This is a genomic window from Arthrobacter sp. 35/47 (assembly GCF_000520475.1).
GTDB lineage: Bacteria > Actinomycetota > Actinomycetes > Actinomycetales > Micrococcaceae > Arthrobacter_D > Arthrobacter_D subterraneus.
Genome location: NZ_KI914619.1, coordinates 98,760 through 121,479, shown reverse-complemented (window position 1 = coordinate 121,479; position 22,720 = coordinate 98,760). Strand labels below are relative to the sequence as shown.

At 65.3% G+C, this 22,720-nt stretch carries 23 protein-coding genes, 1 pseudogene and 1 riboswitch; of the genes and pseudogenes, 9 read left to right on the top strand and 15 right to left on the bottom strand.

Annotated elements, in window-relative coordinates:
• Positions 1-387, bottom strand: a pseudogene (locus X803_RS22380) (MarR family transcriptional regulator); the annotation flags it as partial.
• Between the two features lie 211 nt (positions 388-598).
• Here X803_RS22380 and X803_RS0116055 point away from each other — a divergent pair.
• The 5 genes from X803_RS0116055 to X803_RS0116035 all read left to right on the top strand — a co-directional run bounded on the left by X803_RS0116055 (position 599) and on the right by X803_RS0116035 (position 7,631).
• Positions 599-2,740 carry an alpha-galactosidase gene (locus tag X803_RS0116055; protein ID WP_026545925.1) on the top strand — a complete coding sequence of 714 codons (2,142 nt, stop codon included), beginning with the start codon at positions 599-601 and terminating at the stop codon, positions 2,738-2,740.
• A gap of 100 nt (positions 2,741-2,840) precedes the next feature.
• Positions 2,841-4,115, top strand: a complete 1,275-nt coding sequence (locus tag X803_RS0116050; protein ID WP_026545924.1) for an ABC transporter substrate-binding protein — start codon at positions 2,841-2,843, stop codon at positions 4,113-4,115.
• On the top strand, positions 4,112-5,002 hold the full coding sequence (locus tag X803_RS0116045; protein ID WP_051470836.1) for a carbohydrate ABC transporter permease: 891 nt from the start codon (positions 4,112-4,114) through the stop codon (positions 5,000-5,002). Before X803_RS0116050 ends, X803_RS0116045 begins: the two co-directional genes overlap by 4 nt.
• Entirely contained in the window at positions 5,002-5,907 is a 906-nt protein-coding gene (locus X803_RS0116040; protein ID WP_084033867.1) for a carbohydrate ABC transporter permease, read from the top strand. Before X803_RS0116045 ends, X803_RS0116040 begins: the two co-directional genes overlap by 1 nt.
• A complete protein-coding gene (locus X803_RS0116035; RefSeq protein ID WP_035779447.1) occupies positions 5,904-7,631 on the top strand; it encodes an alpha-glucosidase in 1,728 nt (575 codons plus the stop codon). The genes X803_RS0116040 and X803_RS0116035 overlap by 4 nt, the downstream gene beginning before the upstream one ends.
• Before the next feature lie 81 nt (positions 7,632-7,712).
• Here the strand turns inward: X803_RS0116035 and X803_RS0116030 are convergent, their stop codons facing one another.
• From X803_RS0116030 to X803_RS0116000, 7 genes are all read right to left on the bottom strand, one after another.
• Positions 7,713-8,813 (bottom strand): carboxylate-amine ligase, encoded by a 1,101-nt coding sequence (locus X803_RS0116030; RefSeq protein WP_026545920.1) that lies wholly within the window; start codon positions 8,811-8,813, stop codon positions 7,713-7,715.
• Between the two features lie 73 nt (positions 8,814-8,886).
• Complete coding sequence (locus X803_RS0116025; protein ID WP_051470835.1) at positions 8,887-9,285, bottom strand: fluoride efflux transporter FluC; 399 nt, start codon at positions 9,283-9,285, stop codon at positions 8,887-8,889.
• Positions 9,282-9,683, bottom strand: a complete 402-nt coding sequence (locus tag X803_RS20665; RefSeq protein ID WP_051470834.1) for a fluoride efflux transporter FluC — start codon at positions 9,681-9,683, stop codon at positions 9,282-9,284. The genes X803_RS0116025 and X803_RS20665 overlap by 4 nt, the downstream gene beginning before the upstream one ends.
• Positions 9,680-10,405, bottom strand: a complete 726-nt coding sequence (locus tag X803_RS0116015; RefSeq protein ID WP_026545918.1) for a metal-dependent transcriptional regulator — start codon at positions 10,403-10,405, stop codon at positions 9,680-9,682. Before X803_RS0116015 ends, X803_RS20665 begins: the two co-directional genes overlap by 4 nt.
• A 1-nt stretch (position 10,406) precedes the next feature.
• Positions 10,407-11,285, bottom strand: a complete 879-nt coding sequence (locus X803_RS0116010; RefSeq protein ID WP_026545917.1) for a metal ABC transporter permease — start codon at positions 11,283-11,285, stop codon at positions 10,407-10,409.
• The gene (locus tag X803_RS20660; RefSeq protein ID WP_035779445.1) at positions 11,286-12,080 is read right to left on the bottom strand and encodes a metal ABC transporter ATP-binding protein; all 795 of its coding nucleotides are present in this window, start codon (positions 12,078-12,080) and stop codon (positions 11,286-11,288) included.
• A complete protein-coding gene (locus X803_RS0116000; RefSeq protein WP_026545916.1) occupies positions 12,077-12,982 on the bottom strand; it encodes a metal ABC transporter substrate-binding protein in 906 nt (301 codons plus the stop codon). The genes X803_RS20660 and X803_RS0116000 overlap by 4 nt, the downstream gene beginning before the upstream one ends.
• 105 nt (positions 12,983-13,087) lie before the next feature.
• Here X803_RS0116000 and X803_RS22435 point away from each other — a divergent pair, with 105 nt between their 5' ends.
• Entirely contained in the window at positions 13,088-13,252 is a 165-nt protein-coding gene (locus X803_RS22435) for a hypothetical protein (RefSeq protein WP_164468360.1), read from the top strand.
• A gap of 62 nt (positions 13,253-13,314) precedes the next feature.
• Here X803_RS22435 and X803_RS0115990 read toward each other — a convergent pair whose 3' ends face one another.
• From X803_RS0115990 to X803_RS0115955, 7 genes are all read right to left on the bottom strand, one after another.
• Positions 13,315-14,097 carry a class I SAM-dependent methyltransferase gene (locus X803_RS0115990; RefSeq protein ID WP_026545915.1) on the bottom strand — a complete coding sequence of 261 codons (783 nt, stop codon included), beginning with the start codon at positions 14,095-14,097 and terminating at the stop codon, positions 13,315-13,317.
• A gap of 98 nt (positions 14,098-14,195) precedes the next feature.
• Positions 14,196-15,554 (bottom strand): aminotransferase class V-fold PLP-dependent enzyme, encoded by a 1,359-nt coding sequence (locus X803_RS0115985; protein ID WP_026545914.1) that lies wholly within the window; start codon positions 15,552-15,554, stop codon positions 14,196-14,198.
• A 42-nt stretch (positions 15,555-15,596) separates the two neighbouring features.
• A riboswitch (SAM riboswitch) is annotated at positions 15,597-15,711 on the bottom strand.
• Between the two features lie 57 nt (positions 15,712-15,768).
• Positions 15,769-16,593, bottom strand: a complete 825-nt coding sequence (hisN, locus tag X803_RS20655; RefSeq protein ID WP_035779443.1) for a histidinol-phosphatase — start codon at positions 16,591-16,593, stop codon at positions 15,769-15,771.
• A gap of 153 nt (positions 16,594-16,746) precedes the next feature.
• Positions 16,747-16,950 (bottom strand): cold-shock protein, encoded by a 204-nt coding sequence (locus X803_RS0115970; RefSeq protein WP_026545912.1) that lies wholly within the window; start codon positions 16,948-16,950, stop codon positions 16,747-16,749.
• Between the two features lie 175 nt (positions 16,951-17,125).
• Positions 17,126-18,247 (bottom strand): ribosome small subunit-dependent GTPase A, encoded by a 1,122-nt coding sequence (rsgA, locus tag X803_RS0115965; RefSeq protein WP_026545911.1) that lies wholly within the window; start codon positions 18,245-18,247, stop codon positions 17,126-17,128.
• Positions 18,244-19,569, bottom strand: coding sequence for a 3-phosphoshikimate 1-carboxyvinyltransferase (gene aroA / locus X803_RS0115960; protein ID WP_035779491.1), 1,326 nt, complete (start codon positions 19,567-19,569; stop codon positions 18,244-18,246). The genes rsgA and aroA overlap by 4 nt, the downstream gene beginning before the upstream one ends.
• Positions 19,570-19,583: 14 nt before the next feature.
• A complete protein-coding gene (locus X803_RS0115955; protein ID WP_026545909.1) occupies positions 19,584-20,132 on the bottom strand; it encodes a DoxX family protein in 549 nt (182 codons plus the stop codon).
• Positions 20,133-20,381: 249 nt separating this feature from the next.
• On the opposite strand from X803_RS0115955, the gene X803_RS20650 reads away from it, so the two are divergent.
• From X803_RS20650 to X803_RS0115940, 3 genes are all read left to right on the top strand, one after another.
• Positions 20,382-21,122, top strand: a complete 741-nt coding sequence (locus tag X803_RS20650; protein ID WP_275450951.1) for a sigma-70 family RNA polymerase sigma factor — start codon at positions 20,382-20,384, stop codon at positions 21,120-21,122.
• Positions 21,119-21,379, top strand: coding sequence for a mycothiol system anti-sigma-R factor (gene rsrA, locus X803_RS0115945; protein ID WP_026545908.1), 261 nt, complete (start codon positions 21,119-21,121; stop codon positions 21,377-21,379). Before X803_RS20650 ends, rsrA begins: the two co-directional genes overlap by 4 nt.
• A gap of 348 nt (positions 21,380-21,727) precedes the next feature.
• Positions 21,728-22,699: a zinc-binding dehydrogenase gene (locus X803_RS0115940; RefSeq protein WP_026545907.1), complete on the top strand. Its 972-nt coding sequence runs from the start codon at positions 21,728-21,730 to the stop codon at positions 22,697-22,699.
• Positions 22,700-22,720 lie beyond the last annotated feature (21 nt).

The window sequence follows — 22,720 nt, the reverse complement described above, 5'->3', positions numbered from 1 at the left end:
TCTGTCGACGACGGCGGCTATAGCGTCGACGACGTCGGTCACTGATTCGCTGCCGAGCTGCTCCTGCGCGGTGGCGAGGGTCTGGCACCGCAGGTCGGTTGCCACGCCGGAGGCCGTCTCGCCGGTCAGTTTGATGCCCACAAACCGGTGGGTTCCTCCGGGAACCTCGAGGGGTCGCGTGGGGCGGCCAACGCCGCCTTCGAGGACCTCGCGGCCCTCCTGCAGGATGCCAGCCTCGATCAGGGGTTTGCTCAGCCGGGTCAGGCTCGCAACGGAAAGCCCGAGACGCCGCGACAGTTCCCCCCTGGACAGCGGGCCGCCGATGAGCACCTCGCGGGCGAGCAGGCGGGAAGGACTGTCTGGAGAGAGGGACGCGACCACATTCATTAGCGTACCTTTCAGCCCAATAGATTTTATTGTGAAAATATAGCGCACTGGAGGGAGCGTGTCATTCAGCATCGATCTGTCGGGATATGGCTACAACAGGCAACTGGACTGTTGCGGGCCGGTTGAACTGCCCGCACCAAACCGGGAGTAATGTGATGGTTGACACCCATTTAGTTCTGCGGTAAAAATTATTGCATGCACAAATTATTGCATGCACCAATCAGGCACCCTTCACCTCACCCGCGGCGGCACCAGCGTTGTACTCGACACCGGAACCCCGGGCCTGCCGACCATCCTGTACTGGGGAACTGCGCTGGGAGAGCTTTCCGGGGATGAACTCGACGCCCTCGCCGACGCCGCTCGCCCCCAGCGGGTATCCGGAGGTCTGGACGTTCCCGCCCGGCTGTCCCTGGTTCCGCAGGAAGCCTTCGGGTGGCAGGGCACGCCGGGATTCAGCGGCCACCGTGGAGGAAGTTTCCTTACGCCCGCCTTCCGCACGGTGGAGCTGGACGCCGGTGGCCATGAGCTGACGGTGACAGCAAACGACGACGACGCCGGCCTGGGGCTCACCCTGCAGCTCACCATCACGGCCGCAGGTCTGCTTCGCCAGCAGCTGGCCGTGACGAACACCGGTCCGGACGTGTACGAAGTGCGTTCCCTTCTGGCGTCCTTCCCCCTGCCCGCCGGTGCACAGGAAGTGCTGGACCACTCCGGCCGCCACCTGCGGGAGCGCTCACCGCAGCGTCACAACCTCACCGCCGGGTCCTATCACCGCGAAAGCCGGAGGGGCCGCCCCGGAGCCGATGCGACAGTGCTTGTGGCGGCGGGTGAACCGGCCTTCAGTTTCGAGCGGGGCCTGGTGCACGCCGTGCACACGGCCTGGAGCGGAAATCACCAGTACATCGCCGAGCAGACCCCCACCGGGGAAAAGTTCCTGGCATGCGGGGAACTGCTGCTGCCCGGGGAGATGGCACTCGCGCCCGGCGCCACCTACACCGCCCCGGACGCTATCGGTTCCTGGGGCGACGGGCTGAACCAGTTGGCGGCCCGCTTCCATGCCGAGTTCCGTAACCGTCCCGAACACCCCGTACGCCCCCGACCGGTCACCCTCAACACCTGGGAAGCCGTCTACTTCGACCACAACCTCACCACGCTGAAAGCGCTGGCAGACAGGGCGGCACAGGCAGGAATCGAGCGCTACGTGCTCGACGACGGCTGGTTCACCGGCCGTCGCGATGACACGGCCGGCCTGGGGGACTGGTTCGTGGACGGGGAGGTCTGGCCGCAGGGCCTGACCCCGCTCATCGACCACGTGCGCGCGCTGGGAATGGAATTCGGGCTGTGGTTCGAACCGGAAATGGTGAACCCCGACTCGAAACTCGCGCGCAACCATCCGGAGTGGATCATCTCCCCCCGCGGACGGCTGCCCGTCGCCGCACGCCAGCAGCAGGTGCTGAACCTGGCCATCCCGGAAGCCTATGACTACATCCTGACCTGCATCGACAACGTGCTTTCCGCGAATGACATCGCGTACATCAAGTGGGACCACAACCGGGATCTCCTGGAAGCCAGCGACGCAACGAGCGGCGCCGCCGTCGTGCATTCCAATGTCGAGGCGGTGTATCGCCTCATGGCAGAGCTGAAGGACCGCCATCCGGGGCTGGAGATCGAGTCCTGTGCCTCTGGGGGCGGGCGGGTGGACATGGGAATCCTGCGCCATACCGACCGCATCTGGACGAGTGACTGCATCGATCCCATCGAGCGCCTGGTCAACCAGAAGCACACCGGGCTGCTGGTCCCGCCGGAACTCATGGGCATGCACGTGGGCGGTCCCAGGTCCCACTCCACGGGGCGCACTCATGATCTTTCCTTCCGGGCCGCGACCGCGATCTTCGGTCATTTCGGCGTCGAGTGGGATATTTCCGGGCTGTCGGAGGAGGAGCTTGCCCGGCTGGCGGATTGGATCGAACTGCACAGGCAGTGGCGGGAGGTCCTCCACAGCGGAACCACGGTGCATGCAGACCTGCCTGACCCAGCCATGGACCTGCGCGGCGTCGTCGCCGGCGACCGGCAGAGCGCGCTGTACGGCTATTCGCTCACCGGGTCCAGCGCGTCCTACCCTCCGGGCAGGATTACTTTCCCGGGGTTGGACCCTGCTGCCGCCTACACCATCGCCCCGGCCTCCTACGACTATGCGGATCAGGGCCAGTCCGGCCTTCCCTGGATCGAAGCCGCCCGCGACGGTACACCCCTTGTCCTCAGCGGCAGGCTGCTGGGCGCCCTCGGCGTCCAGGCGCCGGTCCTGTTCCCCGAGCAGTCCCTTCTGATCGAAGTCCTGGCTCGCACCACCTGATCCGGCACACCACTACACCTGATCCGGCACACTTCACATCCGGCACACTTCACATCCGGCACACTTCACATTTCGGCACCCACCACATAAGGAGATATTCGTGAAGCACCCCGCTACACGAAGGAAATTTGCGGCGGCCTCTGCCGCGGCGCTGGCGGCGTTGACGCTGTCCGGCTGCGCGCCCGCCAGCGGAAGCGACGACGTCGTCACCCTCGATTTCTTTCAGTTCAAACCTGAGGCGGTGGGCAACTTCGAGGAGATCATCGCTGATTTCGAGGCTGCCAACCCTGATATCAACGTGGTCCAGAACCACGTCCCTGACGCTGACACCGCGATCCGCACGCTCTTGGTCAAGAACAAGACTCCGGATGTGCTGACCCTGAACGCCAACGGCAACTATGGGCTGCTCGCGGAGGCCTGCGTGTTCGCGGACCTCACTGACATGCCCACCACGCAGACGGTCATTCCCGCGGTGCAGGACATTGTGCAGGAACTTGGAAGCTGCAACGGCTCGGAGATCAATGCGCTGCCCTTCGCCAACAACGCGAGCGGGATCCTCTATAACAAGGACCTCTTCGAGGAGTACGGGGCCGAAGTGCCCGGCACCTGGGACGAGCTGATTGCACTCGCGGACATGTTCAAGGCCAACGGAGTGACACCCTTCTACACGACGCTGAAGGACGGGTGGACGGTGAGTCCCGCGTTCGTCAACCTCGCAGGCGCGCTGCAGCCGGACGGCTTCTATGACTCCCTGCGCCAGGAGGAGACCTCCTTCTCGGCCGAATACCCCGAAGCCATGGAGAAGGTCGCCAAGCTGTTCTCCTACGGCCAGGAGAATTCCCCCAGCCGCGACTACAACGCTGGAAACGCAGCCTTCGCCAACGGTGAATCCGCCATGTACCTGCAGGGCAGCTACGCCATTCCACCCATCCGTGCGGCGAACCCGGACGTCAACATCGGCACGTTCCCGTACCCGGCCACCAACAACCCGCAGGACACGGTGGTGGTCTCGGGCGTGGACGTGGGAATCTCCATCGGCCGGGATACCGAACATCCCGAGGAGGCCCGCCGCTTCGTGGAGTTCATGATGTCGCCCGAGATTGTCCAGCGGTACTCGGAAGCGCAGAGCACCTTCTCACCGATCGCGGACAGCCCGCCCAACGCAGACCCCGCGTTGGAAGGCCTCGCCCCGTACTTTGAGAGCGGCCGCATCATCGGCTTCATTGACCACCAGATCCCGCCCAGCCTTCCGCTTCCGGCCTACCTGCAGGAATTCATCCTCAGCGGCAACACCGAAAGTTTCCTCGCCAAGATGGACAACGAGTGGGACAAGATCGCCGAACGCACCATCACCCGAGAGGAGGCACGCTCATGAGCGTTCCCACCCTGGCGCGACCGGCGAAAAAGCTGCCCCGCGCGTTTTACCTCATGGTTCTGCCCGCCTTTGCGCTGTTCCTCGTCTTCCATACGGTCCCGGTGCTCACCGGCATCTATTACAGCTTCACCAACTACGCCGGCTATGGTGAATGGTCCTTCATCGGGCTGAGCAACTACATCAACCTGTTCCGTGACGAGCGGATCCTGAACGCGTACGGCTTCACCTTCCTGTTCGCGATCGTCTCGACCATCGCCGTCAACATCATCGCGCTGTCGGTCGCCATGGCCCTCAACAGCAGGATCAAGTTCAAGACCGGCTTCCGCGGGATCTTCTTCATCCCCAACATCCTATCGATCCTGATCGTCGGGTACGTCTTCAACTACCTGTTCTCCAACTCGGTGCCGGCGATCGCCGAAGCGCTAGGAATCAACGCCCTGACCAGCAGCATCCTCGCCGGTGAGGATACCGCGTGGATCGGCGTCGTCATCCTGTCCGTGTGGCAGGCGGCGGCGTTCAACATCATCATCTACCTGGCCGGCCTGCAGACCATTCCGGGTGAACTCTACGAGGCGGCGTCCCTGGACGGAGCCTCGGCCTGGAAGCAGTTCAGCACCATCACCTTCCCGCTCATCGGGGCGTTCTTCACCATCAACATGGTCCTGTCGCTGAAGAATTTCCTTCAGGTCTTCGACCAGATCATCTCACTCACCGGAGGCGGGCCGGGCACATCGACGGAGTCGATCTCCGTGCTCATCTACCGCGGTGGGTTCCAGGGCGGCGAATACGGTTACCAGACGGCCAATGCCGTGATCTACCTGTTCGTGATCATCGCTATCTCGTTCATCCAGCTGCGCATCCTGCAGCGCAGGGAGGCCTCGTTCTAATGACTGCAACAGACCAAGCTGCCCTGCAGCAAAAAAACAACAGGATAGTGAACGACGGCGGACGCGACCACAGCGCCCACCGCCCCGACAGGCGGCAGATCAACTGGTGGCTCACCGCGCTGGTGGCGGTGCTCTCCCTCACGATCTTCATCCCCCTCTACTTCACCGTAGTGACGGCGCTGAAGACCCCCGACGAGCTGGGCGGATCCGGGTTCGGCCTGCCCGGCGCCCCCGCCTGGGGCAACTTTGCCGAGGCCTGGACCCTGACGGACTTTCCCCGGGCGCTTCTGAACAGCGCGATGATCACCGTGGGGGCCGTGCTGCTGACCCTGCTGACTAACTCCATGGTGGCGTATGCGATCGCACGGAACATGCACCGAAAGCTGTTCAAGGGCCTCTACTTCTACTTCATTGCGGCGCTCTTTGTGCCGTTTCCGATCATCATGCTGCCGGTCGTGAAGGAGACTGCACTCTTCGGCCTCGACAACCAGCTGGGCCTCATCCTGCTTTACACGGTGTACGGGCTCTCGTTCAACATCTTTGTCTACGTGGCGTACATCCGGTCCATCCCGATGGAGCTCGAAGAGGCAGCCATCACCGACGGCGCCAGCACCTGGACCGTTTTCTGGAAAGTCATCTTCCCCCTCCTCGGTCCCATGAACGCCACCGTCGGCATCCTCACCTGCCTGTGGGCCTGGAACGACTTCATGCTGCCGCTGGTCATCCTGTCCGACCCGTCCGCGCAGACCCTGCCGCTGGCCCAGTTCATTTTCCAGGGCCAGTTCAATACCAACTATCCGGTGGCGTTCGCGTCCTACCTGATGGCGATGGCACCGCTGCTCCTGGTGTACCTTTTCGCACAACGATGGGTAATCTCCGGAGTGATGAGAGGATCAACCAAATGAACCCGGCCACCGAACTTACAGCAACCGAACCCGCCTGGTGGACAGGTGCCGTCGTCTACCAGGTCTACCCGCGCAGCTTTGCCGACTCGAACGGCGACGGAATCGGCGACCTCGGCGGGATCATCAGCAAGCTCGATCACCTTGAGGAGCTCGGGGTGGACGTCGTGTGGCTTTCCCCGATCTATTCCTCGCCGCAGCATGACAACGGCTATGACATCAGCGACTATCGCCGGATCGATCCGACGTTCGGCACTCTTGAGCAGTTCGATGAACTACTCAAGGGCGTGCACAGCCGTGGGATGAAACTCGTCATGGACCTCGTGGTGAACCACACATCCAGCGAACACCCCTGGTTCATCGAATCAGCGTCCTCCACCGACAACCCGAAACGGGACTGGTACTGGTGGCGCGATGCACGGGAGGGCTTCGAGGCCGGAGAAAAAGGCGCGGAGCCAAGCAACTGGGGCTCAGCGTTCAGCGGCCCGAGCTGGACCCTGGATCCGGCCACCAACCAGTACTACCTCCACCTCTTCGCCCCCGAGCAGCCGGACCTGAACTGGGAAAACCCGGAGGTGCGCAGTGCCGTCTACGAGATGATGAACTGGTGGCTGGACCGCGGCGTGGACGGTTTCCGCATGGACGTCATCAACTTCATCTCCAAGGATCCCGCGCTGCCGGACGGTCCGGTCCCGCCGGGAAAGCTCTGGGGCGACGGGTCCCAGTACTACGTGTCCGGGCCGCGCATCCACGACTACCTGCAGGAGATGCACCGCGAGGTGTTCGACGACCGCGACGCGGAGCTGATCACAGTCGGGGAGATGCCCGGCGTGACCATCGATGAGGCGAAGCTCTTCACTGATCCTGCCCGCCGGGAGGTGGACATGGTCTTCCAGTTCGAGCACGTCGGGCTGGATCATGGGCCGGGCGGAAAATGGGACTACAAGGGACTGGACCTGCGTGATCTCAAGACCTCGTGGAACCGTTGGCAGAAGGGCCTGGCCCGTACCGGCTGGAACAGCCTGTACCTGAACAACCACGACCAGCCGCGCCTGGTCTCCCGGTTCGGCAACGACGGGGTATTCCGGTACGAGTCCGCCACCTGCTGGGCCGCCCTGCTCCACCTGCACCGGGGGACGCCGTACGTCTACCAGGGCGAAGAGATCGGCATGACCAACGCGCCGTTCGAAACGGTGGGCGACTTCCGGGACATCGAGTCGATCAACCACTTCTACGAGGCCACGGGACCGCTGGGACACGAGCCGGGGGAGGTGCTGCGCAACCTGCGCATCATGAGCCGCGACAACGCCCGCACGCCGGTGCAGTGGACCGCGGGCGAGCAGGCTGGATTCACCAGCGGCACTCCGTGGATCGGCGTCAACCCGAACTACCCGCTGGTCAACGCCGACACCGACCGCGCAGCCGAGAAGTCCGTGTTCCGGTTCTACCAGCAGCTCATTGAGCTGCGCCACAAGGATGAGACAGTCCGCCTTGGCGAATTCTCCATGCTCGCGGAGGACCACCCCACGCTCTATGCATTCACCCGCACAGGTGCAGGCGGGTCCCTCCTGGTCATCGGCAACGTCTCAGGGGCAGCGTTGTCGCTTCCGGAGGACGAGTCCCTGGCCGATTCAGCGCGCACGGGAACCCTCGTCCTGGGGAATTACGATGGTGAGCCGGCTGCCGATCTGCGGCCCTGGGAGGTACGGATCCTCCGCCTCACCTGAAACCGCTTTTCCCGACCGTTGATTTGTCAGGACACGCCGCTTTCCCCGCGCCAGACGGGGTGTGTCCTGCCAAAAGACGGCTCAGCGCTCGGCGATCAGCGTCTCCGTGTACAGATCGACGAGCCCGGTCATGCCGCTGCGTTCCATCGCCTGACGCTGCCGGACGGCGCCGGTGCCGCGCTCCCATACCGTTGTGAGCCCGGCGAGGATCCAGTGGGTATCCCCGGCATCGTCCAGCGCGTCGCCCACATGCTCAAGCAGGCGGTCCATCTGTTCCCGGGCAGGCACCAGCGTGCCGGTCAGCGGATTGACAACGGCGCCGGTCAGACCCTGGCGCGCGGCCTGCCACTGCGCGGCATCCAGCAGCTCCGCATCCGGATCCGGAAACGGCGTGCCCTCGAGTGCGTCCCGGACTGCGGTTGAGACGAGGCCCCGGACCAGGCCGCCGATCAGGACTGAATCCTGCGCCTCAAGCTGGGAATCAGCCGTCCGCACCTCAAGGGTGGGGTAGTGGTCGGAGAGCCTGGCCACCCAGGTAAGTACGCCGCGGTCAATGATCACGCCGGTGTCCACCAGTCGCTGGATCCGGCGTTCATACTCGGCGGCGTCCGTGAAAACGGGCGGGCAGCCCTGCACCGGCCACCGCCGGTAGTGCACCGTGCGCCAGCTGGCGAACCCGCTGTCGCGGTCCAGCCAGAACGGCGAGTTGGTGCTGAGTGCGGTGATGATGGGAAGCCAGGGGCGGATCCGGTTGAGCGCCTGCACTCCGGTTTCCTTGTCCGGAATCGACACGTGGACGTGGAGCCCGTTCACAAACTGGTCTCCCACGATGCCGGGGGCGCTCGACTTCAGCTGGTAGTAGCGCTGCTTGTCGGTGAGCTCCGGATAGCTGTCCTCGATGCGCGGAGCGGTTGCTGATCCGCTGGCCCGCACGCCGGATTTCCGCGCTGCCGCCGAAAGCTGCCGCCGGAAGTTCAGCAGCGATTCCTCTGCCTCAGTGAGCGTGGAACACACCGGCGTTGCTGTTTCGATCTGACAGCTCAGCAGCTCCCGCTGGATGTCCTCCTCCTTGACGGATCCGCCGGTTTCCAGAAGAGCCTGCACATCAGCTGCGTTGAAGACCGGCAGTCCCGATTCCGGATGCAGCAGGAGGTATTCTTCTTCAATTCCCAGCGTGGCCATAGGGCGCCTTTCGATGGAGCGACGGAATGTCCCCAGTGTAGGCATCAGACGCTGCGATGCGCGCCCGGCACTGTCACACAGCGCCGGTTGCGAGCAGCCCCAGCCATACGGCTGCAAGCCCGCACCCGATGTTGGAGACCACATGCACGACGGCGGCCAGCTGCCGTCTGCCTGCCCAGAGCGAGACGGCGGCAACAGTGAAGGTGCTGAACGTTGTCAGCCCGCCGGCCAGCCCTGCCGCCCACACCGCATACCGGTCGGCGTCCAGCGTCGAATTCAGCAGTAGCCCCCAGAGGACCCCGATACCGCCGGACCCGAGAATATTCACCACCAGGGTGCCGCCCGGAAAGGGCGGCTTCGGCGGTACTGAGTGGCGCCGTCGTGCGCGGAGCACCTCGACGGCCTTGTCGACGGCGAAACGCGCCAGCGCACCGGCCATACCGCCCAGGCCCACCAGCGCCGCAAGCATCATGCCGCTGTCCTCCGGCCCAGCGCGATCCCCGCCGCAGCGGCCGCAAGACCGAGCACGAGCGACAGGCCCAGGTAGGGCACCAGCAGGGCAGGCTCGGCGAGGGTTGCGAGCGCGACTGCCGAGAAGGTGGTGAAGGACCCGATGAGCCCCGGGCCCAGGCCGGCCTGAAGCCACCGGGGGGCGCGCGCACCTGCGGCCCAGGATGCCGTGAGCCAGCCGAGCAGGAGGCTGCCGGCGACATTGATCGCGAGGGTGGTCCACGGATAGGCCCCGGGCGGTTCCGGGAAGACAACGCCGAGCAGGTAACGAGCCTCCGTGCCGGTGAAACCGCCGACGGCGACGGCGGCCCATACCTTCCAGCTGAGGTGGTCGGGGGTAGCATGTGGCCGCGGGGTCATGGCACCAAGTTACAGCCGGCGTGTTCTCCCACCGATTCGACCCAGATGGCCCGGGTGAGCTCATCGCCGAAGCTGAGGTTCCGCGCCTCGGCGCCCCTGCCGACCCTCGCCTCCAGGGATCCGCCGAACGGTGCCCGCCCCAATACGGTCACGTCCGCGCCGATTCCCACTTCCTCGGAGGCGAGGAACCTCAGGAGCTGTGGGTTTTCGTCACTGATTCTGGCGACCCGGCCCGAGTGCCCGTCATCGAAGCGGTACAGCGGGAGGGCATCCGGCAGCGTGATGGAGCCTGCCGCCGTCGGGATCGGATCACCGTGCGGGTCGGCGGGAGGGAAACCCAGCCTGGCATCGAGCCGGTCGATGAACATGTCGGAGACGGTGTGCTCGAGAAGCTCGGCCTCATCATGCACCTCATCCCACCGGTACCCGAGATCCTGTACCAGGAACGTTTCGATCAGCCGGTGCCGCCTGACCATGGCCAGGGCGAGACGCCGTCCGTCGGCGGTGAGCTCGACGGGGCGGTAGGGCTTGTGATTGACGAGTCCCAGTTCGGCGAGTTTCCTGATCATTTCGGAGACCGACGAATTGGCGACGGACAGCCGGGCAGCCAGCCGTGACGAAGTGACCGGCTCATCGTGCCACTCCGTCAGCGCGTAGATGGTCTTCACGTAGTCCTGGACGCTCGATGAGTCATTTCCTGCGGGGTTGGGCCTGGCCGCCATCTCAGGCTGCCTGTCCGGCAGGGGAGCCGGCCTGCCGCCGTCGTTGTCTGAACTGGGACAGCAGGCCGGTGCGCGGCGCCGCGACGTAGGCGGCGGTGAAGGCGAGCGCCTGGGCGAGTACCACGGAGGCGCCCGTGGAGACGTCGAGGTAGTAGCTGGCATAGACGCCGGATACTGCGGCCGTGGTGGTGATGGTGACGGCGAGGACAACCATGCGGTCGAAACTGCGGGTCAGCAGGAAGGCCGTGGCGCCCGGAGTGATCAGCATGGCCACCACGAGGATGATGCCCACTGCCTGCAGCCCCACCACAACGCTCAGGGCGAGCAGCCCCAGCAGGAGGGCGCCGAGGAAACGTGTGTTCAGCCCGATTACGTGGGCGTGGGTGCGGTCGAAGGCCAGCAGGGTGAGGTCGCGTCGCTTGAACAGCACGATTCCGAGTGTAAGCGCGCCGAGGGTCAGCACCTGCCAGAGCTCGCCGTCCGTGACGCCCAGGACGTTGCCGAAGAGGATATGCATCAGGTCCACCTGTGAGGGGGTTCGCGAGATGATGGCCAGGCCCACAGCGAAGAGGGCCGTGAAAACCACTCCGATCACGGTGTCGGACTTGAGCTTGGTGGTCGACTTCACCGCGCCGATCAGGGCCACCGCTCCGGCGCCGAAGATGAAGGCACCGATCGAGAACGGAACTCCCACAATGTAGGCGAGCGCAACCCCCGGCAGCACTGCATGGGAGACGGCATCTCCCATGAGCGACCAGCCCATCAGTATGAGCCAGCACGACAGGACGGAAGCGACGACGGCGGCCGCCAGGGTAACCAACAGCGCCCGGGTCAGGAAGCCGTACTGCAGTGGTTCGAGGAGGAATGCTGCGGGGTCCATTTACGCTCCCGGTGCGATCGGAGTGGCGGAGGGTGTAGTGACAGGCACGGGCGGACTTCCGGGACCGAAGGCCCGCGCCAGGTTTTCGTGGGTCAGGACCTTCGCCGGTGTTCCCTCGGCGAGGATGCGCTGGTGCAGGAGGATGGCGCTGTCGCAGAGCTGGGGGAGGCCGGCGAGGTCATGGGTGGATACCAGGACGGTGCGGCCCTCACCCTTCAGCTCGTGGAGCAGCTCGACGATGGTGGCTTCGCTGACCTTGTCCACGCCCGCAAACGGTTCATCCAGGAGCAGGAGCTGGGCTTCCTGCGCGATGCCGCGGGCAACGAAGGTGCGTTTCTTCTGTCCGCCGGACAGCTCCCCGATCGGCCGGTTACGCAGCATGGTGAGGCCCACCCGCTCCAGCGCATGGTCCACGGCAGCGCGGTCAGCCCGTGACGGATGCCGCAGCGGCCCCATGTGCGCGTACCGTCCCATCAGGACGACGTCCCCGACGGACACCGGAAAGTTCCAGTCCACGTCCTCGGACTGCGGCACGTACGCCACCAGCCGGCCTTTCCTCGCGGCCGTCGAGCTCCGCCCGAAGAGCGCAAGGGAGCCCTGCTGGGCATTAACCAGCCCCATGAGGCACTTGAAGAGCGTTGACTTGCCGGACCCGTTCACACCGATCAGCCCGCAGATCTGTCCGCGGTTGACCGTGACGCTCACACTGTCCAGCGCGGTCACATCGCCGTAGTGCACGCTGAGCCGGTCGACGACGATCGCCGGCTCGGTAGGGTTCAGGGAGGTCTGGTTCATGGTGTCAATCCTTCGACGATGAGGTTGATGTCGTGCCGCAGGAGATCGAGGAAGGTGGGGACCGGTCCGTCAGCCTCCGACAGGGAATCCACGTAGAGCGGACCGGCCAGCGCCGCACCGGTGCTGCGCGCCACCTGTTCCTGCGCCGACGGGTTCACGGTCGATTCACAGAACACGGTGGGCACTTCGTGTTCCTCGACGAAGGCGATCACGTCCAGGATCTGCCGGGGTGTGCCCTCATTGTCGGAGTTGACCGGCCAGATGAACGCTTCCTCCAGTCCGGCATCGCGGGCGAGGTAGGAAAAGGCTCCCTCGCACGTCACGAGCGCCGGGGTAGCCGCGTCTGCCTCGAAAGCGCCCTGCAGATCAGTCAGCAGGGCTTCGAGTTCCTGCTTCAGTTCCTTCCCGTTCGCTGCGTAATCACCGGCGTGTTCCGGATCAAGGTCCGATAGCGCTACCACGATGTTCTCCACATAGATCTGTGCCGCCTTGGGCGACATCCAGGCGTGGGGGTTGGGGAGTCCCGCATAGTTCCCGGACCTGATGTCGACCGGATCGACGCCCTCCGAGAGCACAACGTGGGGAGCGTCCACAGAGAGCACAAACCGCTCAAACCAGCGTTCCAGGCCCAGCCCGTTGTCAAGGATCAGGTCTGCGTCCTGTGCGTTGATGAGGTCGGAGGGCGTCGGCTCATAGCCGTGGATTTCCGTCCCGACCTTGGTGATGGACTCGACGCGGATGTGTTCCCCGGCCACGGAACGGGTGAGGTCCGCAAGGACCGAGAACGTGGTGAGGACAACCGGGCGGGGATCCGCCTCGGCTGCTGTGCGATCTGTCTGGATACCGCACCCGGACAGCATGGACAGGCAGATGAGGTAAACCGGAACCCAAAATTTCGGCATGCCTAAATCTAACCCATACCGCACCGGGATTCCAGCGACGCCCTCGACACAGCGTGCCGTGGCGTGCATGGTTGGATCTGGGAACGATCAACAGGAGGATTTACCATGAGCGAGAACCCCCAGGCCGAGGAAGAGCCGCGCGAGCACTCGGAACAGCCTGCCGAAGGTGACAGGTCGCAGGATCCCTCGGATACCGGGACGCACTCCCAGGATCCGGCCGAGGGCTCCGACGTGGACGCAGGGTCCTCCGGACGTTCCTCGTCCGGATAGTCAGGCTCCGGCTGTAGTCAGACTCCCGATCTGAATCGGCTTCGGGCAGGAAAAGCGGAAGGTCAGACGCCCGCCGGGCACTCACCACCGGCTCTGACGGCACGCCATGAATAGGTGAGATAGGGCAGCTGGAGAATCGCGTCCTCCGCGTGTCCGAGGTGGTCGTGGAGATACCAGGACAGGTTTGCCTCCACCCTGGCGCGTACGCGGGCGGAAGCGTTCTGGTAGTAGCTTCGAGAACGGGCGAGCTCAATGACATCTCCGACCGGAAGGGTCTGTGTCCAGGCGACTACCGAGGACTCCGGCGTCGAAAAGAAGGGACCGAACTCCGGGCGGTAGGACGGCCGGAAGACGTCCCCGGCGTGCATGATGCGTGACAACCGGTGCACCCACGGCACGCCCACGTCCAGCTGGTTCCAGATCAGACCGAAAACACCGTCGGGTCGGAGAATACGCGCAGCTTCAGCGCTCGCCGATACCGGGTCACACCAGTGCCATGCCTGGGCGATGGTGACCACATCGACGCTCGAGGTGCCCAGCCGGGATGCCTCAGCCGTACCCTGCACCCGCCGCACCTGCGGAAGATGGTGTCCGAGCACCGACAGCATGTCCTCCGACGGGTCCACGGCCGTTACCTCGGGGCAGCGGCGGACAAGTTCGCGGGTGAATTTACCGGTGCCCGCGCCGATGTCGGCCGCGCGCTGCGCGCCCGCCGGCACCAGCCACTCCACGCTTTCCGCCGGGTACCCCGGGCGGACCCGCTCGTAGCGCTCGCTCTCCTGCAGGTAGCCCCGCGCCAACTCACGACGGCGGTGCTCTGCGAGGCGGGGACCCCCGGGACCCATGGCACAACTCCTGGCCGGACTAATAGGAACCCGTCAATTAAATCATCCGTTTTCCCACAGCAGCGCCGCCGGCAGCACTGACGGCCGGCCGGGGGCAGTCAGTCGGTGACGCACGGAGCGGCCCCCGCGGTGCCCGGGGTGGGTGGCGCCCATTCCGGAAAGGAACGGGTCTCGACGGCGGGCACCCAGCGCCCTGCGTCCACCACATAATCGGTTCCCAGACCGTTCCGGAGAAGGGAGGTGAGGCCGGTCAGCAGCCGGCCGACGTCGTCCTGGCGCGAGCCGAGACCAAAACTCGCCCGCAACGATCCGGAGGGCAGTCCCAGGCGCTTCAACAGAGGATGGGCGCAGAACTTCCCGTCTCTGAGTCCCACGCCATGCTCGGCGGACAGATACGCAGCGACGAGGCCGGCGTCGTAACCGTGGACCGAAAAGTTCACCACACCGATCGCGTCGGTGCTGTCCGTGAAGATGCGGTGGACGGTGACACCTGGAAGCGCCGCGAGCCCCTCGACGAGGGAGGTGCGCAGTAGTGATTCGTGCTCCAGCCAGTCCTTTGCGTCCAAAGCAGCAAGAACTTCCGTCGCATGCGCCAGCGCTGCGGCACCCAGGACGTTCGGCGAGCCGCCCTCATGGCGTGCCGGACCGGTGGCCCAGGACACCGAATCAACCTTCACCGTCTTCACCGCGCCGCCGCCTGCGAGATGCGGGGTGCCCGCGTCGAGCCAGTCCGGCCTTCCCACCAGTACGCCCGCGCCGAACGGCGCATACAGCTTGTGCCCGGAGAAGGCGACGTAGTCAATGCCGTCCCGCACGAGGTCAAGCCGCCGGTGCGGCGCCAGCTGGGCGGCGTCGACGACGATCCGTGCACCGTGGGCGTGGGCGGCGGAGGCGAACCGTGCGATCGGCAGCACCTCGCCTGTCACATTCGAGGCACCGGTGACCGCGAGCAGGCTGATCCCCCCGGAGGCGAGTTCCTCCTCCACGGCGGCAAGGGTGGCCTCGACGGTGTCTGCTGCGACGAGCCCGCGGTGGGGGCGGTCAAGCCAGGGCAGCAGGTTGGCGTGGTGCTCCAGGTCGAGGTAGAGCACCTCGCCGTCCTCCGGCAGGCAGCCCGCCAGGAGGTTGAGGGAATCGGTGGTGTTGCGGGTGAAGATGACCGCGTCATCCTCCCTGCCCCCGACGAAGGCCCGGACAATCCGCCGCGCGTTCTCATACAGGGAAGTCGAGATCTGTGACGCATACCCAGCACCGCGGTGGACGCTTGCGTAGTAGGGCAGGACGCTCTGCAGATAATCGCTGACCTGTGCCAGCGCCGGCGTCGATGCTGCATAGTCCAGATTCACGTACCGTACCGGCGTGCCGTCGATCAGCGGCGACTGCAGGTCGGCGCCAAGAACGTCCGCCAACGGCGATTCGGAAAGGTCCTGAATGGTTTCCAGGATGGCATTGCTCACGGATGTAACCCCACAGTGGTCTCAAGGGACCTGCAAAGGGAGGTCCCGCGCTTGCCGAACCACATTCTGATCCGGCCTGGTCGTCACCCGGGGCACCCCACCGCGGAAGGAGGGTTGCCGGCCAGCAAACCGGGGTTTAACGCTGGCACTCGTGACCTAGGAATCCAGAATAGGACAGACCGGAGGCATCCGCGCGCTTTGTTACGCGGCCGGCTCAGGCGCCGGCACCCTCCTGGAGCAGGTCATCCAGTGAGGGGTTGAGCGTCTTCAGCACATCGCTGTGCAGGATGCTGTTGGTGGCGAGCGCGTTTCCGCCGAACGGTCCGTCGGCACCTTCAAGCGAGGTGAACCGGCCGCCGGCTTCGGTGACGATGGGGACCAGCGCTGCCATGTCATACAGATTGAGTTCCGGCTCGCAGGCGATGTCCACGGCTCCCTCGGCCACCAGGCAGTAGGACCAGAAGTCGCCGTATGCCCGCGTGCGCCAGACTGACTCGGTCAGCGACATGAACTCGTCGAGATTTCCGCGCTGCTTCCACCCTGAGAGGCTCGAGTAGGAGAGGGAGGCGTCTTCCAGGCGGGACACGCTCGAGACCCGCAGCCGGGTTGCCGCGGCCAGCGACTTGCCCATGAACGCACCCGTGCCGGTCGCCGCCCACCAGCGCTTGCCGAGAGCGGGAGCACTGACCACCCCGACGACGGGGCGCCCCTCATCGACCAGCGCAATGAGTGTCGCCCACACGGGAACGCCTCGGACAAAGTTCTTGGTGCCGTCAATCGGATCAATGATCCAGCGGCGGGAGCCCGCACCGCTGCTGCCGAACTCCTCGCCTAGCACCGCGTCCCTGGGACGGGCGCGGGAGAGCTGTCCGCGGATGGCCTCTTCGGCTGACTTGTCCGCGTCCGTGACCGGTGTGAAGTCCGGCTTGGTCTCAACCGCCAGATCCAGTGCCTTGAACCTGGACATGGTCTGGTCGTCCACGGAGTCGGCCATCACATGGGCAAGGCGCAGGTCATCGTTGTAGCTCTGGAGGTTCATACTCTTCAACCTATATCCTCTGCACGCGCGGGTGCGGGAGGCCCGGGCCGAACGTGCCCAATGTATGCGTGGTGCCCTCCGGCGGCGGGCACGGTTAACGCAGGAAAGGGACACCGGCCGTCAGCCGGTGTCCCTTTCCTTGAAAACTAAGAGTTAGAGAACGGAGATGTTCTCAGCCTGGGGACCCTTGGGTCCCTGGGTGGTCTCGAAGCTGACCTTCTGGTTCTCCTCGAGCGAGCGGAAGCCGCCGGAGTTGATTGCGGAGAAGTGAGCGAAGACGTCAGCGCCGCCGTCATCAGGAGCGATGAATCCAAAGCCCTTTTCAGCGTTAAACCACTTGACTGTACCTGTTGCCATTTTATTCATTCCTTGAGTGTAGGATCCCCCCGTACTTCGGGGTTCCCGTCGCGGTGTTCATCTCGCCTGCAAAAAAAGCTTTCGAACTCCGTAGAGAAATCAAGGCTAAATATTCGTGCGCAACACAACAACTGGATTCAGTCTAGCAGGCTGCGGGCCGGTACGGGTGCACCGGCTACTGCTGTCCCAATTCCTTCGACCCCTGCGGCGTTTCGATGCCTGCGCCAAGGAGCCGTCGCAGGGAGGAAAGCCGCACCGGCCCGGACTCGCCGGCGTGCCCGGATTCCACCCAGTCGTCCAGTCCGCAGTTGACCGCGCTGTCATCATGCCTGCACCCTCGTTCGCACTGCTCGGTGCCGGGCGCGAGGTCGGGAAAGGCAGCGAGGATGCGGTCAGCATCCACATGGGCAAGGCCGAATGAACGAATTCCCGGCGTGTCGATGATCCACGTGCCCGGTGCGGAGTCGGCTGCCTTGAGGGCGTAGGCCGAGGACGAGGTGTGGCGTCCGCGCCCGGTGACAGCGTTGACGCCCCCGGTGGCGCGGTTGGCTCCCGTGAGCGCGTTGACCAGGGTGGACTTCCCGACGCCGGAATGCCCGAGGAGTACACTCACCCGGCCGTCCAGCAGACCCTTCAGCTGCGCGACCGCCTCAGGCGCCAGAAGTGCGGAAGCGCCGCTGGCGGACGTTGTCCGAACCGCGTCCGGGGTGGACGCCGTGCGGCTGGTGATGATGTGCAGGTCAAGGTGCTCGTAGTTGGCAAGGAGGCCTGCAGGATCCTGCAGGTCCGCTTTGGTGACGCACAGCAGCGGCTGGATGCCGGCGTCGTACGCGGCCACCAGCGCACGGTCGATGAAACCGGTCCGCGGCTCGGGGTTCGCCGCAGCAACAACAATCACCAGCTGATCGGCGTTGGCTACCACGGCCCGCTCCACCGGATCGGTGTCGTCGGCGCTGCGGCGCAGCAGGGTTCGGCGTTCCTGGATCCGGACCAACCGGGCAAGGGTGTCCGGCTCGCCGCTCACGTCACCCACCAGCGCCACGAGGTCCCCGGCGACGACGGGGGAGCGGCGCAGCTCCCGGGCGCGGGCGGCGATCACCACGCGCTCGGTTGCCTGGTCCTCATCGACGACGGCGGTATAGCGCCCGCGATCCACGGTGATGATCCGCCCGGTGACCGCATCCTCATGGGCGGGGCGATCCTTTGTCCGTGGGCGGGAACCTTTCTTGTTCGGCCTGATGCGGACGTCGGACTCATCCCAGGAGGAGGTACCGCGCCGGGATCCGCCGGACGTCACCGCGGGCCGCTCGGCTCAGCGGTGGCTGCGACGGCCTCCCACAGCTCGGGGAACTGCGGCATGGTCTTGCCTGTGGTCGCGATGTTCTCCACCTCGACGCCGTCCACCACGAGGCCCAGGATTGCGCCCGCCGTGGCCATGCGGTGATCGTCATAGGTGTGGAACGGTCCGCCGTGAAGCGCAGCCGGGCGGATGATCAGGCCGTCGGAGGTCTCCTCCGCATCGCCGCCCAGCCGGTTTATCTCGGCCACCAGTGCCGCGAGCCGGTCTGTCTCGTGTCCGCGCAGGTGTGCTATCCCGGTGAGCAGCGACGGGGTCTGTGCGAGAGCGCACAGCGCGGCTACCGTTGGCGCAAGTTCGCTGGTGTCCGCCAGTTCGGCACCGGTGATGGTGCCGGTTCCGCGGACCACCAGGGTGGAATCCTCAGTGAGTTCGACGGCGGCGCCGAGCCGGGGGAGGATGGTCCGCCACTTCGCGCCGACCTGCGTGGTGTCCGCGGGCCAGTGCGGCATCCGTACCGTGCCGCCGGTGGCGACCGCGGCCGCGAGGAACGGGCCGGCGTTGGAGAGATCCGGTTCGATACGGACATCGAAGGCGTTGATGGTCCCCGGCTGCACATGCCAGACGTTCGGCACTGAGTCATCGATGACGACGCCGAGCTCCCGCAGCACCTGGACGGTCATGGCAATGTGGTCAAGGCTCGGCACCGGGGGGCCGACGTGCTCGAGGCGCAGGCCTTCGCTGAAGCGGGCTCCGACGAGCAGCAGCGCCGAGACAAACTGCGACGAGGCGCTCGCATCGATCGTCAGTGTCCCGCCCTCGACCCCTCCGGAGCCCTCGACCGTGAACGGCAGGGCGTCGTCGTCGTTTTCGAGCGGGACACCGAGTCGGCGCAGGGCGCCGATCACCGTGCCCATGGGGCGCCGACGGGCGTGCGGGTCGCCGTCAAAGAAGGTGCGTCCGTTCCGGAGGGCGGCCAGCGGGGGCACAAAGCGCATGACGGTCCCGGCGAGTCCGCAGTCGACGCTTGCGTCTCCGGATGCATCCGCCGGGATGGGGGTGACCAGCAGGTCGGGACCGAACCTGCCGTCTCCGTCGACCTCCTGCACGCCCGCGCCGAGGGAGCGCAGGGCGTCCACCATCAGGCGCGAGTCCCGTGAGTGCAGCGGTGCGCGCAGCCTGCTGGGTCCGCTCGCCAGGGCTGCGAGCACAAGGTACCGGTTGGTCAGGGACTTTGACCCTGGAACCTCCACTGTTGCATCAACAGGGCCCAGGGTGCGCGGCGCGGGCCAGAAGGAGGTGGAGGACGGCGCGGCGGGCAGTGCACTCACGTCCCTTAGCTACCCGTGACTTCCGACGCCGTCTTGCGTACTGCTTTTTCGGCCTTCCGGATGTTCTTCCGGGTGTCGTGGCTCAGGGCGAGGGCATTGCGGCGTGCGTCCTCGGCGAAGTGCTCGGCCCGCCAGGCCCAGCTCGGCCGCCCATTGGTGTCCACCGCTGCGAGCAGCACAGCTCCGAGGAGGGAGAGGTTCTTGATGAGCTGGTTGCGCCGTTCCTTGCGCGCCTTCGACGTGGATGAATCCGCATTGTTGAATTCGACGACGGCGTTCAGGGTGGAGGTCACAACCAGCACCAGTGCCGAAAGCCGGGAGAAACGGCCGATGCCGAGCAGGACGGCGGCTCCCAGGTGCGCGGTGCCGAGCACTTTGGCGACAGCCTGTTCATTGCCTGTCGCTGAGGCGGCAGCGGGGACTGCCTTGGTGATCCGGTCGAGCGTGGGTCGGAGCGCAGCGGCCGTCGCGTCCGTGTTCCGAAGCCGGTCAATGCCCGTAAGGACGAAGCTGCTGGCGAGCAATGGGCGGGCGAGTACGCGAACAAGGGTCACAATGCCTCCTGGTTTCCAGCACCGCGGGCGGCACCGGATCTACTTATGCGGACAAAGTCAGTTACAGCTGGGAATGGATGTGTCTAGTTTTACACTTTTGCTCCAGCGAGGCGATCCGGCTGCGGCGCCCGCGCAGGAATATCCGCTTCCCGGGGACCGTTGTCGATAGAGGAACAACACGCAGAGGACGGATACGAGGAGCAGATGGGTACAGCATCATCGGTACAGGACCGGGTTCCGCGCCTCCAGGTGGCTGCCCCGGCCCGGCCGGCGCAGCGCCCGCAGACCCGTGGACGCGTAGACTTTGCAGCAATGGATACCACAGCCGCGGCCGGGCCCACGCCGACCGAAGACAAGGAACTGGACCTGGACGCCGAATCCGTTGCGGAACGGACGGCCCGGTTCGAGCGGGATGCCATGCAGTACGTGGACCAGCTCTATTCGGCAGCCATGAGGATGGCACGCAATCCGGCTGACGCGGAGGACCTGGTGCAGGAGGCCTACACCAAGGCGTTCTCCGCTTTCCACCAGTACAAGCCGGGTACAAATCTGAAGGCCTGGCTGTATCGCATCCTCACCAACACGTACATCAACCTGTACCGCAAGCGTCAGCGGGAGCCCCTGCAGTCGCACTCGGACACCATTGAGGACTGGCAGCTCGCCAAGGCAGCCGAACACACGTCATCGGGACTGCGTTCAGCCGAGGTGGAGGCACTCGACCACCTTCCCGATTCCGATGTCAAGCAGGCGCTGCAGGCCATTCCCGAAGAGTTCCGGCTGGCGGTCTACTTCTCGGATGTCGAGGGCTTTGCCTACAAGGAAATCTCGGAAATCATGAATACCCCGATCGGCACGGTGATGTCGCGGCTGCACCGCGGACGCAAGCTCCTGCGGGAATTGCTCTCCGAATACGCGCATGAGCGCGGCATGGGTGATTCGGCACGCGCGTCCGCCGCTGACGGTGGAACTACACAGGAGAACGGAAAATGAGCGACTGCCATAGCCTTGGCGACTGCGACGATTCACGGATCGAGCGGCTGTACGAGTACCTTGACGGTGCTCTCTCCCACGCTGACCTGGTGGAGATCAAGAACCACCTCGAGGACTGCCCGGACTGCACCCAGGAACATGATCTGGAGTGCGTGATCCGGTCGGTGGTGAAGCGGTCCTGTACGGAGGTTGCACCGGCAACCCTCAAGTCGAACATCCTCGATCGCATCAGCCAGATCAAGACTGTCGACCACTAGGCCGGCGCCCCACCGGAGGGCACAACGCAAAGGAACCCCCGTACTGGTACGGGGGTTCCTTTGTCTGTGTGACCGTGATGTCAGGTGTTGGGGCGCTTACCGTGGTTAGCGCCGCCGCGCTTGCGATCACGGCGCTTGCGTGCACGCTTGCTCATGGCTGCCTCCTTACGTTGCCTGTGTATGGCTTTACCGGTTGACCGCTCGGGTCCGGACTGCCCTCCAGTCTCCCACACGCAGGCGGGGTGAACCTAAACGCACGCGGCAGGGTCTCTCCACAGGCCAGGTGCGGCAGAGGGACGGGTGCCCGCCTAGGATAGTGCGGAAGAATCCCCGACAAAGGAGTGCCGCGTGCGTGCAGTATTTGCAGAGTCGATGTCCGCCGAGCGTCCGCTGGAAGGACTGCGGGTCGGTGAACTTCCGGAGCAGCCCGCACCGGAGGGCTTCCGCCGGGTCCGCGTGCTTGCCTCGGCGCTGAACCATCACGATCTGTGGTCGCTGCGCGGTGTCGGGTTGGGTCCGGACAAGCTGCCGATGATCCTCGGCTGTGACGGGGCGGGACTGGACGACGACGGCAACGAGGTGATCATCCACAGCGTGATTTCCTCTCCCGGCTGGCAGGGGGATGAGACCCTCGACCCCCGCCGCTCGCTGCTGTCGGAGCACCACCCGGGCACCATGGCGGATTACGTCTGGGTGCCTGCGCGCAATCTTGTGCCGAAGCCGGCGGACCTGACGTTCGAGGAGGCCGCCTGCCTGCCGACTTCCTGGCTGACGGCGTACCGGATGCTGTTCACCACGTCCACTGCATCGCCAGGATCGACGGTCCTGGTGCAGGGGGCCGGCGGCGGGGTGGCCACCGCTCTCATTTCGCTCGCTGCCGCTGCCGGTTACCGGGTGTGGGTCACCAGCCGCAGCGGGGAGAAAAGGGAGCAGGCGCTGGAACTGGGGGCACAGGACGCGTTCGACGCCGGTGCCCGGCTTCCCGAGCGGGTGGACGTGGTCTTTGATTCGGTCGGCGAGGCCACCTGGGCACACTCACTCAAGGCGCTCAAACCGGGCGGCGCCGTCGTCACCTGCGGTGCAACAAGCGGTCCCGCACCGTCTGCGGACCTCAACCGGGTGTTCTTCCTGCAGCTGCGCGTGCTGGGCTCCACCATGGGAACTCGTGATGAACTCGGGCGGCTGGCGCAATTCCTTACCGTGAGCGGCATCCGTCCGAGAATCGACTCCGTGCATGCGCTCGATGACGCCCGGCGCGGGTTCGAGCGCATGGAAACGGGAGAGGTGTTCGGCAAGGTGGTTTTCACCCACGGAAACTGACGCGCTGGCGGAGCCGGCCCC

Excerpts from the sequence above, each read along its gene's own strand:
- X803_RS0116055 (WP_026545925.1), top strand. The coding sequence starts at position 599 with ATGCACCAATCAGGCACCCTTCACCTCACCCGCGGCGGCACCAGCGTT.
- X803_RS0116045 (WP_051470836.1), top strand. The coding sequence starts at position 4,112 with ATGAGCGTTCCCACCCTGGCGCGACCGGCGAAAAAGCTGCCCCGCGCG.
- X803_RS0116040 (WP_084033867.1), top strand. The coding sequence starts at position 5,002 with ATGACTGCAACAGACCAAGCTGCCCTGCAGCAAAAAAACAACAGGATA.
- X803_RS0116035 (WP_035779447.1), top strand. The coding sequence starts at position 5,904 with ATGAACCCGGCCACCGAACTTACAGCAACCGAACCCGCCTGGTGGACA.
- X803_RS0116030 (WP_026545920.1), bottom strand. The coding sequence starts at position 8,813 with ATGGCCACGCTGGGAATTGAAGAAGAATACCTCCTGCTGCATCCGGAA.
- X803_RS0116025 (WP_051470835.1), bottom strand. The coding sequence starts at position 9,285 with ATGATGCTTGCGGCGCTGGTGGGCCTGGGCGGTATGGCCGGTGCGCTG.
- X803_RS20665 (WP_051470834.1), bottom strand. The coding sequence starts at position 9,683 with ATGACCCCGCGGCCACATGCTACCCCCGACCACCTCAGCTGGAAGGTA.
- X803_RS0116015 (WP_026545918.1), bottom strand. The coding sequence starts at position 10,405 with ATGGCGGCCAGGCCCAACCCCGCAGGAAATGACTCATCGAGCGTCCAG.
- X803_RS0116010 (WP_026545917.1), bottom strand. The coding sequence starts at position 11,285 with ATGGACCCCGCAGCATTCCTCCTCGAACCACTGCAGTACGGCTTCCTG.
- X803_RS20660 (WP_035779445.1), bottom strand. The coding sequence starts at position 12,080 with ATGAACCAGACCTCCCTGAACCCTACCGAGCCGGCGATCGTCGTCGAC.
- X803_RS0116000 (WP_026545916.1), bottom strand. The coding sequence starts at position 12,982 with ATGCCGAAATTTTGGGTTCCGGTTTACCTCATCTGCCTGTCCATGCTG.
- X803_RS22435 (WP_164468360.1), top strand. The coding sequence starts at position 13,088 with ATGAGCGAGAACCCCCAGGCCGAGGAAGAGCCGCGCGAGCACTCGGAA.
- X803_RS0115990 (WP_026545915.1), bottom strand. The coding sequence starts at position 14,097 with ATGGGTCCCGGGGGTCCCCGCCTCGCAGAGCACCGCCGTCGTGAGTTG.
- hisN (WP_035779443.1), bottom strand. The coding sequence starts at position 16,593 with ATGAACCTCCAGAGCTACAACGATGACCTGCGCCTTGCCCATGTGATG.
- X803_RS0115970 (WP_026545912.1), bottom strand. The coding sequence starts at position 16,950 with ATGGCAACAGGTACAGTCAAGTGGTTTAACGCTGAAAAGGGCTTTGGA.
- rsrA (WP_026545908.1), top strand. The coding sequence starts at position 21,119 with ATGAGCGACTGCCATAGCCTTGGCGACTGCGACGATTCACGGATCGAG.